Annotated in this window: 9 protein-coding genes; 6 read left to right on the top strand and 3 right to left on the bottom strand. The window is 41.9% G+C overall.

The genetic code is table 11. The features are described 5' to 3' along the window. The first annotated feature begins 10 nt into the window (after positions 1-10). Positions 11-631 carry an L-threonylcarbamoyladenylate synthase gene (locus Xish_RS16960; protein WP_099119000.1) on the top strand — a complete coding sequence of 207 codons (621 nt, stop codon included), beginning with the start codon at positions 11-13 and terminating at the stop codon, positions 629-631. Positions 632-712: 81 nt separating this feature from the next. Further along, positions 713-1,636 carry a 23S rRNA pseudouridine(2605) synthase RluB gene (rluB, locus tag Xish_RS16955; RefSeq protein WP_099118999.1) on the top strand — a complete coding sequence of 308 codons (924 nt, stop codon included), beginning with the start codon at positions 713-715 and terminating at the stop codon, positions 1,634-1,636. Between the two features lie 58 nt (positions 1,637-1,694). Here the strand turns inward: rluB and cobO are convergent, their stop codons facing one another. Both cobO and Xish_RS16945 read right to left on the bottom strand, forming a co-directional pair. Continuing rightward, the gene (gene cobO, locus Xish_RS16950) at positions 1,695-2,291 is read right to left on the bottom strand and encodes a cob(I)yrinic acid a,c-diamide adenosyltransferase (RefSeq protein ID WP_099118998.1); all 597 of its coding nucleotides are present in this window, start codon (positions 2,289-2,291) and stop codon (positions 1,695-1,697) included. Beyond that, positions 2,291-3,055, bottom strand: a complete 765-nt coding sequence (locus Xish_RS16945) for a YciK family oxidoreductase (RefSeq protein ID WP_099118997.1) — start codon at positions 3,053-3,055, stop codon at positions 2,291-2,293. The genes cobO and Xish_RS16945 overlap by 1 nt, the downstream gene beginning before the upstream one ends. 202 nt (positions 3,056-3,257) lie before the next feature. On the opposite strand from Xish_RS16945, the gene sohB reads away from it, so the two are divergent. The 3 genes from sohB (at position 3,258) to cysB (ending at position 8,728) form a co-directional block, all read left to right on the top strand. Continuing rightward, positions 3,258-4,304: a protease SohB gene (gene sohB / locus Xish_RS16940; protein WP_099119135.1), complete on the top strand. Its 1,047-nt coding sequence runs from the start codon at positions 3,258-3,260 to the stop codon at positions 4,302-4,304. A gap of 490 nt (positions 4,305-4,794) precedes the next feature. After that, complete coding sequence (topA, locus tag Xish_RS16935) at positions 4,795-7,392, top strand: type I DNA topoisomerase (RefSeq protein ID WP_099118996.1); 2,598 nt, start codon at positions 4,795-4,797, stop codon at positions 7,390-7,392. A 361-nt stretch (positions 7,393-7,753) separates the two neighbouring features. After that, entirely contained in the window at positions 7,754-8,728 is a 975-nt protein-coding gene (cysB, locus tag Xish_RS16925) for an HTH-type transcriptional regulator CysB (RefSeq protein WP_099118994.1), read from the top strand. Between the two features lie 99 nt (positions 8,729-8,827). Here cysB and Xish_RS16920 read toward each other — a convergent pair whose 3' ends face one another. Then, a complete protein-coding gene (locus Xish_RS16920; RefSeq protein WP_099119134.1) occupies positions 8,828-9,664 on the bottom strand; it encodes a hypothetical protein in 837 nt (278 codons plus the stop codon). Between the two features lie 286 nt (positions 9,665-9,950). On the opposite strand from Xish_RS16920, the gene acnA reads away from it, so the two are divergent. Continuing rightward, entirely contained in the window at positions 9,951-12,638 is a 2,688-nt protein-coding gene (acnA, locus tag Xish_RS16915; protein ID WP_099118993.1) for an aconitate hydratase AcnA, read from the top strand. Positions 12,639-12,673 lie beyond the last annotated feature (35 nt).

Here is a 12,673-nt window from a genome sequence, read left to right as displayed (position 1 = left end):
AGGTTATTGTATGAGCCAGTTTTTTTATATCCACCCTGACAATCCACAATCTCGTCTTATTGATCAGAGTGTGGATGCACTGAAAAAGGGCGGAGTTGTCATCTATCCTACTGATTCAGGTTATGCCATCGGTTGTTGCCTTGAAAATAAGGATGCTATGACCCGTATATGCCGTATTCGTCAATTGGAAGGACGCCACAATTTTACGTTGATGTGTCGCGATTTATCTGAAATTGCCACTTATGCTCATGTAGATAATCAGGCGTTCAGATTGATCAAAAATAACACTCCAGGTAATTACACTTTTATTTTACAAGCGACAAAAGAAGTACCGCGTCGTTTGATGAACGAAAAACGTAAGACCATCGGTTTACGTGTTCCTTCTAATCCTATTGCGCTGGCATTGCTGGAAAAGATGCGTGAGCCACTGATGTCATGTAGTTTGATTTTGCCCGGAAATGATTTTGCTGAATCTGATCCTGAAGAGATTAAGGATACTTTGAGTAAACAAGTTGATTTAATCATTCACGGTGGTTATCTTGGGCAGCAACCGACGACGGTAGTAGATTTAACTGGGGATTCACCGGTAATTCTTCGTGAAGGCGAAGGTGATGTAACACCTTTTTTATAAAGTGTACGATTGTTTAAAGTATACGATTCAATTTTTATTTAGTATCACGACGCCTGTGAAGGCGACAATAGAGGTTGCTCAATGAGCGATAAAACAGAAAAGTTACAAAAAGTTCTTGCGCGTTCTGGTCATGGTTCCCGCCGCGAAATCGAGGGATATATCCAACAAGGGCGCATTAGCGTTGATGGTAAGATCGCAACGTTGGGTGATCGAATCGAAGTGAATTCCTCAATAAAAATTCGTCTGGATGGACGGATTTTAAATATCAAAGAGCCACAAAAAACAGTTTGCCGTGTTTTGGCTTATTACAAACCGGAAGGTGAGCTGTGTACCCGCCATGATCCTGAAGGCCGTCCGACCGTATTTGATCGTTTACCAAAAATGCAAGGCGCACGCTGGATTGCAGTAGGACGTCTGGATATCAATACCAGTGGATTGTTGCTGTTTACTACCGATGGGGAATTGGCTAACCGTTTAATGCACCCAAGCCGCGAAGTTGAGCGTGAATATGCAGTTCGTGTGTTCGGCGAAGTAGATAATGCAAAACTTCGTCAATTGACCCAAGGTGTACAACTGGAAGATGGTCCGGCCTCGTTTAAGACTATTGCATTTAAAGGTGGGGAAGGTATCAACCAATGGTACAACGTCACTCTGACAGAAGGCCGTAATCGCGAGGTCAGACGTTTGTGGGAAGCTGTTGGAGTGCAGGTCAGTCGCCTGATCCGTGTGCGTTATGGCGATATCAATCTGCCGAAAGGTTTGCCGCGTGGCGGTTGGGCTGAATTAGGATTGGAGCAGACTAACTATTTACGTCAGTTGGTTGATTTGGATGAAGAGATTGTGACCAAAGTCGCTGTTGGACGTGATCAACGCCGTGTTAAGGCTAATCAGATCCGCCGTGCAGTAAGACGACATACTCAGGTTGCATCCCGTCCAGCGGGGAAACGTCCTGCAAGCAGCTCTCGCCAGAATGCAGGGAAGAAAACGACATCTAAAGGTCGTTAATACGCTCAAGCCGCTGTTTCAGCATTTATCTAAATTGATATTGAAACAGCGGGTTCATTTACCAATCAATGCCTTTTTGTGCCTTGATTCCGGCATTAAACGCATGTTTTACCGGACGCATTTCCGTAATCGTATCGGCATATTCCAGTAATTCTCGATGGCATCCTCTGCCAGTGATAATCACACTTTGATGAGCAGGACGTTGTTTGAGGGCAGTCAAAACATCGGTCAGCTCTAAATAACCGTAACTGACCATATAGGTTAATTCATCTAGCACCACAAGGTGTAATGAAGGATCAGATAACATTGCTACAGCATGTTTCCAGGCCGTCTGGCTGGCTGCTGTGTCTGATTCGCGATTTTGTGTCTCCCATGTGAAACCTGTTGCCATCACATGAAATTCAACACCTTGTTGTATCAGCAAGTTTCTTTCACCGCTTTCCCATGTCCCTTTGATGAATTGGATAACGCCAGCCCGTTGTCCATGCCCGATTGCACGAATAACTGTGCCAAATGCGGCGGTCGTTTTTCCTTTACCGTTTCCTGTGAACACAATGACAACTCCCCGTTCTTGCTGTGCTGCTTCAATACGGGCATCGACTTTTTCTTTCAGGCGTTGTTGCCTTTTTTGGTACTGGCTGTTATCTCTGGTCATTATTCCGCAGGTCCCGCTTTGCGCCCAGGTTGGGCATCAAAACTGATACCGGAATCATTTCGGCTGTCATCTCCCATTAGATAAAGATAGACAGGCATAATATCCGCTGGTGTCTTTAACTTAGCGGAGTTTTCATCAGGAAAGGCACTTGCTCGCATGTTGGTGCGTGTTCCACCGGGATTGATGCAGTTAATACGCAGGGAAGTATCCCGATATTCTTGTGCCAAAACTTGCATTAGTCCTTCTGTAGCAAATTTGGAAACTGCATATGCTCCCCAACCACTCCTGCCTTCACGGCCGACACTGGAGCTGGTAAACACCAAAGAACCGCTGGTGGATTTTAATAATAGAGGGAGTAATGCTTGAGTCAGCATAAAAGTGGCATTGACATTTACCTGCATTACTTCATGCCAAAGCTGAACAGGCTGTTCGATAATAGGAGAAACAGCACCAAGAAGTCCTGCGTTGTGCAACACACCATCCAAATGTGAGTAGCTCTGTGCCAGATCGTTGGCGAAAGTTTGGCATTCTTCTGCGGTTACTGTCAGCAGATCCATCGTATAAATGTCAGCAGGTAAACCCCCATCGTTTGCAATTTGCTGCCTGACAGCTTCCAGCTTTGCGGTAGTACGTCCCAGCAAAATAACTTGTGCACCGTGGCGGGCATAAGTCAGCGCGGCTTCGCGCCCAATGCCATCGCCAGCGCCAGTTACTAAAATTATTTTTTGTTGTAGCAGATGACTATTGGGTTGGTAATCAAACATCGGACAATCTTCCTGTATTACTTGTTAATCTATGACTTGCCATTTTAGGATGGTTCCCGTCAAATTTGCACTAATTGGCAAAAAATTAGCGAAAAGTAGAATTCCAATTGAGACCAGATTGGGCAAACTGTTAGAGCAAGGCATTCGGTTTTTAGTTAGAATGAAACAAACATATTGTTCATCAATTAATAAAGGTGGAGCTGTGGAATATTTGTCTCTATACGGACTGTTTTTAGCCAAAGTGCTCACGGTGGTCTTATCAATCGTCATCTTGGCGGTTGTTTGTATCGGATCTGGTATACGTAAAACAATGCACAAAGGGGAATTGAAGCTGACTAATCTTGGTGAGTCATATAAGGAAAGACAGCGCCAGATGCAGCAGGCTCGAATGAGTGAAACAGAACAAAAAATTTGGCAAAAAGCATTTAAAAAACAGCAAAAAAGTGACGCTAAACAGAAAAAAGCAGAAGTCAAAACTGGCCAAAAAGGTACACAGAAGCCAAATCTTTATGTTTTGGACTTTAAAGGCAGTATGGATGCCAGAGAAGTGGAGTCACTCCGCGAAGAGATCAGTGCAATACTGGCCGTGGCCGATAAAAAAGATGAAGTTTTGCTGCGTCTGGAAAGTCCTGGTGGTGTAGTTCATGGATATGGACTGGCGGCCTCTCAATTGGTTCGTTTGCGGCAAAAAGGAATACGCCTGACAATCGCCGTGGATAAAGTAGCTGCCAGTGGTGGATACATGATGGCTTGTGTGGCTGATCGTATTATTGCCGCACCGTTTGCAATTATTGGTTCCATTGGTGTTGTGGCTCAAATACCAAATATTCATAGATTATTGAAGAAAAATGATATTGATGTTGAATTGCATACCGCTGGTGAATATAAACGTACCCTAACTGTTCTGGGAGAAAATACTGAACAGGGGCGTAAGAAATTTCAGGAAGATTTGAACGAAACACATAAGTTATTCAAATCATTTATCCATCAATATCGTCCATCTTTGGATATGGAAAACGTAGCGACTGGTGAATATTGGTACGGTACACAAGCAAAAGAGAATGGGTTGATTGATGATGTGGGTGTCAGTGATGATTTCCTGATTGAAAAAATTGAACATTGTGAAGTGTTCAGCGTCAATTATTATCGCCGTAAACGTGCCATAGACCGTTTGATGGGGAGTGCGATGGAGAACGTTGACAAATTGTTTATGCGTTGGTGGCAAAGGGGAGAAAAACCTTTGTTGTAACGGAGAAATCAGTTATCAAGAACCATTGCAGATATTATGTGGGTAATATGCGGGTAAATAGGGGAAATTTATATAACCTTTATTGCCCGCATATTTTTTGATAAAAACATTTATTTATCTTTATGATTTTATTTATTTTTTTTAGTAACTATTCTCGCTTAATAGGCATGGTTACCGTTTTCATTTATTGTGCTCCTTCAAGAAATAAGTTGTTGCGCATCGTTTTTTATCAGGTAGAGTGTGGGCTTTTCGTCATGCAGATGGAAGATTTTGTTTACAACTGTTAAAACATACAATTGCATGGTTTGTGTAGGTATATAAAATATCCTAAATATTTCAAAGGGTTTGCGCTTAAGCAAAAGTACAAGATAAAAATTAGTTGATATCTTGCAAATCTATCGCAATATAAAAAGAGGTTTTATTTTATATATCGCAACATAACGCCGTGATTTTCGCCATCTGAAAAGAAGATAATTAGGTAAAGGTAACTATGGCTAAAGCTCTTGTTATAGTAGAATCCCCGGCAAAAGCCAAAACAATCAATAAATATCTGGGGAATGACTACGTTGTAAAATCCAGTGTAGGGCATATCCGTGATTTGCCGACGAGTGGAACAGTGAGTCAAAAGAGTTCAAGCTCATCTAGCGATAAGAATAAAAAGAAAGTAAAAAAAGATGAGAAAACGGCGCTAATCATTCGTATGGGCGTCGATCCTTATCATGGCTGGGAAGCAAACTATCAAATTTTGCCAGGCAAGGAAAAAGTTGTTTCAGAGCTGAAAACGCTGGCTGAAAAAGCCGATCATATCTATCTTGCAACGGATCTTGACCGCGAGGGGGAGGCTATTGCATGGCACCTGCGGGAAGTAATTGGTGGGGATGATTCCCGTTTCAGTCGGGTTGTATTCAATGAAATTACCAAAAATGCGATCACACAGGCTTTTGATAATCCTGGTGAATTGAATCTTGACCGTGTGAATGCCCAGCAAGCGCGTCGTTTTATGGATCGCGTTGTAGGTTATATGGTTTCTCCGCTACTGTGGAAAAAAGTGGCCAGAGGCTTATCCGCTGGGCGGGTGCAATCTGTCGCAGTCCGTCTTGTGGTTGAGCGGGAACGGGAAATTAAGGCATTTGTACCAGAGGAATATTGGCAACTGCACGCGGATTTAATGGCGAAGGATAATATTGCCCTTCATATGGAAGTGACCCATGAGAAGGGAAAACCATTTAAGCCCGTAAATGCGCAACAAACGCAGTCAGCAGTATCTTTGCTTGAAAAAGCGAGGTACAAAGTCATTGAGCGTGAAGATCGCCCGACATCCAGTAAGCCGAGTGCACCATTCATTACCTCAACATTGCAACAGGCTGCAAGTACACGGCTTGGATTTGGGGTTAAGAAAACCATGATGATGGCCCAACGCCTATATGAAGCTGGGTATATCACTTATATGCGTACAGACTCAACTAACTTGAGTCAGGATGCGTTGGAAATGGTTCGTGGTTATATCAGTCACCATTTTGGTGATAAATACTTGCCAAAGAGTGTTAACGTTTACAGTAGCAAGGAAAACTCTCAGGAAGCCCATGAGGCGATTCGCCCTTCTGATGTTAATGTCATAGCAGAAGAATTGAAAGATATGGAAACTGATGCACAAAAATTGTATCAGCTTATCTGGCGTCAATTCATTGCTTGTCAGATGACACCTGCGAAATATGATTCCACGACATTGATCGTGCAAGCTGGTGATTTTGAGCTACGTGCCAAAGGCCGTACACTGCGTTTTGATGGTTGGACAAAAGTAATGCCGACTTTGCGCAAAGGCGATGAAGATAATACTTTGCCAGTTGTTGAAGTGGGCACAGAGCTTGATTTGCAACAGTTGGTACCAAGCCAGCATTTTACAAAACCTCCTGCGCGTTTTAGTGAAGCGTCCTTGGTCAGAGAATTGGAAAAACGCGGAATTGGTCGTCCATCGACTTATGCATCAATTATCTCAACTATTCAAGAGCGTGGTTATGTTCGCGTTGAGAATCGACGGTTCTACGCAGAGAAAATGGGTGAAATTGTTAATGATCGTTTGGAAGAAAACTTCAACGAATTGATGAACTACGATTTTACGGCAAGAATGGAAGACCAGCTCGATCATGTAGCCAATAATGATGCGAATTGGAAAGGCGTTCTGGACGAATTTTTCTCTAATTTCAGTGAGCAGCTTGATGTAGCCAGCAAAGAACCAGATGAAGGTGGTATGCGCCCGAACCCGATGGTGATTACCTCAATTGAGTGCCCGACCTGTAGCCGCCCAATGGGAATTCGTACTGCGACAACAGGGGTATTTCTTGGTTGCTCTGGTTATGCGTTATCACCTAAAGAGCGATGCAAACAGACGATTAACCTTATCCCGGAAAATGAAATCCTAAATATCCTGGAAGGGGATGATGCTGAAACCAATGCATTGCGTGCCCGTCCTCGCTGTAAAAAATGTGGTACAGCGATGGACAGTTATTTGATTGACACTCAACGTAAATTGCACGTATGTGGTAGTAACCCAGAATGTGATGGTTATGAAGTTGAAGAAGGTGAATTCCGCATTAAGGGTTATGATGGGCCGATAGTTGAGTGTGATAAGTGCGGTTCAGAAATGCACCTGAAAATGGGGCGTTTTGGTAAATATATGGGTTGTACGAACGAAGGATGTAAAAATACCCGTAAAATTTTGCGTAATGGGGAAGTGGCACCGCCGAAAGAAGATCCGGTTCCATTACCTGAACTGGCGTGTGAAAAATCGGATGCCTACTTTGTCCTGCGTGATGGCGCGGCTGGTGTATTTTTAGCAGCCAACACTTTCCCTAAATCTCGCGAAACGCGAGCACCATTGGTTGAAGAGCTTGTTCGGTTCAAAGATCGTTTATCGGAGAAACTGCGTTATTTAGCAGAAGCACCTGTTGCTGATCCTGAAGGGAATAAAACAGTTGTCCGTTTTAGCCGTAAAACTAAGCAGCAATACGTTTCGTCAGAGAAAAATGGCAGAGCTACCGGATGGGCTGCATTTTTTATTGAAGGGGCTTGGGTTGTGAAAGAAAAGTAATCGATCTTTAAGCTGTATTTGTGCATTATATCCTCATTTATTGGGTATAATTCATAGAAATATATTTAGAGAGATATTTCTTTTTTTGTAAGAAATGTAACTTTTCTTTCTAAAAAGCCAGTTCTATGGACTGGCTTTTTTTATATTTCAACAAAATTAAAACACAATATATCTGCAACAGGTGCTTGATAATAGTTACTCAACTTAATTATTTGTTATATAAATATATAGCAAGTGTTATAGTGGTTATATTTTTGCAGCTATATATTCTATATAGTTATAAGTGGGTAACCATTAGCAATATAGAAATTGGTTAAACTACAAAACGTTCATACTTTTGATTATTAGGGACAGTGCTGATATGAAATTACAGCAATTGCGTTATATTGTAGAGGTGGTTAATCACAATCTAAATGTATCTTCTACAGCAGAAGGGTTATATACCTCTCAACCGGGGATCAGTAAACAAGTCAGGATGCTCGAAGATGAGCTGGGGATCCAGATATTTGCTCGTAGTGGTAAACATTTGACGCACGTGACTCCGGCTGGTGAAGAAATTGTCCGTATTTCACGTGAGGTCCTGTCAAAAATTGATTCAATTCGTTCTGTTGCCAGTGAACACACCTATCCTGATCGTGGTTCTTTATATATAGCAACCACTCATACACAAGCAAGATATGCTTTACCTCCTGTTATTAAGGGCTTTATTGAACGTTATCCTAATGTATCACTGCACATGCATCAAGGTTCTCCAACGCAAATTGCGGAAGAGGTATGCAAAGGAAATAGTGATTTTGCGATAGCAACAGAAGCACTTCATCTCTATAGCGATCTGATTATGTTGCCTTGTTATCATTGGAACCGTTCTGTTGTGGTAACGAAAGATCACCCTCTTGCTAATAGACAAAATGTGACAATTGAAGAACTGGCTGAATATCCGATTGTAACCTATACGTTTGGCTTTACTGGACGTTCTGAGTTAGATGTTGCTTTTGATCGGGTTGGTTTGAAACCTAAAATCGTATTTACAGCAACAGACGCTGATGTGATTAAGACTTATGTGCGGTTAGGGCTGGGGGTTGGTGTGATTGCCAGTATGGCCATAGAACCCGTTCAGGACAGTGATTTAGTACGTATTGATATGCGTGATCAATTCGGTTACAGCACGACTAAGATAGGCTTTCGACGCAGTAGCTTCCTGCGCAGTTATATGTATGATTTTATTTGGCGTTTTGCACCACATTTGACGCGTGATGTTGTGGATAAAGCCATTGCGTTACGTTCCAATGAAGAAATCGAAGAAATGTTCAAAGATATTGAACTGCCAATAATATAAAAAATATTTAATATCATTAAGATAGATTTAAATAAAATAGATAGTACCAAGAAGATTAGGCCACCTCCAAGTAGCAGGGAGGTGGCCTAATCTTTTACTTTATGTCCCCATTGGGAGCATAGGCTTAAATTCACCACTGAAAAAATTGTCAGAATCTTCAATTGAAGATTTTTGATTTTTAAGAATGAAATTATCGAAAGCTGTTTTAACTTCATGGTTTTCTAACGCTTGATAATTAAATAAGGAAATACAAGAGGAGTAAGTAAATTCAACATTCACGCTCTCGGTAGAGGCACAGTTTGACGTCACTTCTGAGTTGGTTCTGTCAAAATCTATTTTATAGAGTTTTATTTTAGGGATATACATGACCCGATCTTCAACCCCAATTGCTTCAATAACACTGGCTAATGTGAGGGTGGAATAATGATCTCCATTCCGTTTTAAACCTAGTCTTATGGCATCACCTTGTTTTTGCAAGAAATCGGAAAAGCTTTTCAGGCTTGGCGAATTTGCATTTAAAATAATATCCATGATGAGTTGGAGTAAATTTGTTGCAATATAAATTCCTTTCATTTCATGCTGATAAGTTTGGCTTTCGATATTTATGACGCTCATTAATGGCAGTTTTGCCATAATATCTCCCCAAAATTGAATGTCAGTTTTATATTCTTTGCCATAGGTATTGGTATATTTGGTGATGTAATCGGCAGCGATTGAAGAAAGGCCTATCTGCATTTTTTTGATTTCATTCATTTTCTGTATAATACTGGCTTTATCAACAATATTTGAAGTAATAACAAATTGGACAAGGCCGTCTGTATCACTAAGCTGATAATCCGACAAGGAAAATTTATCTCTGCCAGCCGAAAAAAATTGATCTGCTTGCTGTATATGGCTTAGATAATGTTGGTATTCTTTATTTTTTTCTGTATCCATAATTTTACCTCCAATCTCTAATAAACTCATTGAGTAATCTGAATATACCTTTATTTTGTAAGTTGCAACCTATTAATCAGAAATATGTAAAAATTTTAGAGATAATTCAATCACGCTTTTATGGCATGAATAAAGCATATCTGCTTTAGGGGTGTCATCATTAAAATTTATCAACAAATGAGGGTTTATAGATAATTAGTAAAATGTGTGGTTAGGGAATAACAAATATTTACTTATATGTTATGTTTAATGGTAGCTGACCATTAATAATAAGAAAGGAGGAGTTATGTCGTTTAAATTGAAAACGGACAGTGCTTCAACGCTCTCGATTGGAAGCAAATCCACTGGCAGTAAAACCTATCACTATTACAGCTTACCTCTGTTATCTCAACAATTGGGCGATATATCCCGCCTGCCAAAGTCTCTGAAAATTCTGCTCGAAAATCTCTTGCGCCATGTTGATGGTGAATCAGTTGTGGAAGATGATTTGCGGGAGCTGGTGGAATGGCAGAAAACCGGCCATGCAGACAGGGAAATTGCTTATCGCCCCGCTCGCGTACTTATGCAGGATTTTACAGGTGTGCCGGCTGTCGTGGATCTTGCTGCAATGCGGGAAGCCGTGTTGAGACTCGGCGGAAATGTAGAACAGGTTAATCCGTTATCTCCGGTTGATTTGGTGATTGACCATTCAGTGATGGTTGATAAATTTGGCACTGAACAGGCATTTTCAGAAAACGTTCAGATAGAGATGGTACGTAACTATGAACGTTATCTGTTTTTACGTTGGGGGCAGAAAGCTTTTAACCGTTTTCGCGTTGTCCCTCCTGGAACGGGGATTTGCCATCAGGTTAACCTGGAATATCTGGGAAAGGCCGTCTGGTATGAAAATCAGGATGGTAAGGACTTTGCCTATCCTGATACGTTAGTCGGAACGGATTCTCACACAACCATGATTAATGGATTGGGCGTTTTGGGGTGGGGCGTGGGGGGAATTGAAGCCGAGGCGGCGATGCTGGGGCAGCCAGTTTCCATGCTGATCCCAGATGTTGTTGGCTTTAAACTGACCGGAAAACTGCAAGAAGGGATCACAGCAACTGATCTGGTATTGACTGTGACACAAATGTTGCGTCAGCATGGTGTTGTGGGCAAATTTGTTGAATTTTATGGTGATGGGTTATCTGATTTGCCACTGGCAGATCGGGCAACTATTGCCAATATGTCCCCTGAATATGGTGCGACTTGTGGTTTCTTCCCTGTTGATGACATTACATTAGACTATATGCGTTTAACGGGGCGCCATGAAGAAGAAATTGCTTTGGTTGAAGCGTATTGCAAAACTCAGGGGTTATGGCGTAATACGGGGGATGAACCTATTTTTACCAGCACCCTAGAGTTGGACATGTCGACGGTTGAAGCAAGTTTAGCTGGGCCGAGACGTCCTCAAGACAGAGTTGCATTGGGAAATGTACCACAGGCTTTTCAGTCCGCCATGGAATTGGATATCCATAAAACTCAAGAGCACTCATCAGCGGTATCAGTGACTTTAGATAACCAAACCTTTTCATTGCAAGATGGTGCTGTGGCGATTGCTGCCATTACCTCTTGCACAAACACCTCTAACCCCAGTGTATTGATGACAGCGGGATTACTTGCCAAAAAAGCGGTTGAAAAAGGTTTGCACCGTCAACCATGGGTTAAAACTTCGCTGGCTCCAGGCTCTAAAGTTGTGACAAGTTATCTGGAACTGGCAGGTTTCATGCCATATCTGGAAAAATTGGGTTTTAATTTAGTGGGGTATGGTTGTACCACCTGCATAGGTAATTCAGGGCCATTGCCTGATCCTATTGAAGCTGCGATTAAGCAATCTGATCTCACCGTTGGGGCAGTGCTTTCCGGTAATCGAAATTTTGAAGGGCGCATTCATCCTTTAGTAAAAACTAACTGGCTGGCATCACCACCGCTGGTGGTAGCTTATGCACTTTCCGGCAGTATGAAAAAGGATCTGACGCGAGAACCTATCGGAAAAGATCAGCAAGGTAATGATGTTTACTTGAAGGATATTTGGCCTGATAGTACAGAAGTTGCAGAAGCGATTGGAAAAGTCAGAACCGAAATGTTTCATAAAGAATACGATTCTGTGTTTGATGGTGACGAAAGTTGGCAATCTCTGCGTGTCGAAAGTTCAGCGAATTATGCTTGGCAACCAGACTCCACCTATATACGGCACCCACCTTTCTTCAGTGATATGACAGCTAAACCTAAACCGGTTACAGACATTCATCAGGCTCACATTTTGGCGATATTGGGGGACTCAGTTACGACGGATCATATTTCCCCTGCGGGAAACATCAAGGCTGATAGTCCTGCTGGACGTTACTTACAAGAACATGGCGTTGCTCCAGAAGATTTTAACTCTTATGGCTCAAGACGTGGCAACCATGAAGTTATGATGCGAGGAACGTTTGCCAATATTCGTATTCGTAATGAAATGGTATCGGTTGAAGGAGGATATACCCGTCATATTCCCTCACAATCCCAACTTGCTATTTATGATGCCGCTATGCGTTATCAGGAAGAAAAAACACCATTAGCTATTATTGCAGGTAAAGAATATGGTTCAGGATCAAGCCGTGACTGGGCGGCAAAAGGGACAAGATTACTAGGGGTTAGGGTTGTGATTGCGGAATCTTTTGAACGTATCCACCGTTCCAACTTGATTGGTATGGGCATTTTGCCATTGGAGTTTCCTCAAGGTGTTAGCCGCAAGACGTTAAACCTGACGGGAGAGGAGCGAATTGATATTACAGGATTATCTGACATTCAGCCTGGACAGACGATTGTAGTGAAAATGACTTATGCCAACGGACGGGAGATTGTGATTGATACCCGTTGTCGCATTGATACAGGAACAGAACTGGCTTACTTCTATCATGATGGTATTTTACATTATGTGATTCGTAATATGTTGAAATAATAAGAAATATCAATAAAAGGAATCACATTTAGAAA

Origin of the sequence: Xenorhabdus ishibashii, assembly GCF_002632755.1 — a bacterium.
In the GTDB taxonomy this organism is placed as follows: domain Bacteria; phylum Pseudomonadota; class Gammaproteobacteria; order Enterobacterales; family Enterobacteriaceae; genus Xenorhabdus; species Xenorhabdus ishibashii.
Note: the sequence above shows the minus strand (reverse complement) of the source record. Positions and strands in the feature narration are given on the sequence as shown.

Excerpts from the sequence above, each read along its gene's own strand:
- Xish_RS16960 (WP_099119000.1), top strand. The coding sequence starts at position 11 with ATGAGCCAGTTTTTTTATATCCACCCTGACAATCCACAATCTCGTCTT.
- Xish_RS16920 (WP_099119134.1), bottom strand. The coding sequence starts at position 9,664 with ATGGATACAGAAAAAAATAAAGAATACCAACATTATCTAAGCCATATA.
- cysB (WP_099118994.1), top strand. The coding sequence starts at position 7,754 with ATGAAATTACAGCAATTGCGTTATATTGTAGAGGTGGTTAATCACAAT.
- acnA (WP_099118993.1), top strand. The coding sequence starts at position 9,951 with ATGTCGTTTAAATTGAAAACGGACAGTGCTTCAACGCTCTCGATTGGA.
- topA (WP_099118996.1), top strand. The coding sequence starts at position 4,795 with ATGGCTAAAGCTCTTGTTATAGTAGAATCCCCGGCAAAAGCCAAAACA.
- rluB (WP_099118999.1), top strand. The coding sequence starts at position 713 with ATGAGCGATAAAACAGAAAAGTTACAAAAAGTTCTTGCGCGTTCTGGT.
- cobO (WP_099118998.1), bottom strand. The coding sequence starts at position 2,291 with ATGACCAGAGATAACAGCCAGTACCAAAAAAGGCAACAACGCCTGAAA.
- Xish_RS16945 (WP_099118997.1), bottom strand. The coding sequence starts at position 3,055 with ATGTTTGATTACCAACCCAATAGTCATCTGCTACAACAAAAAATAATT.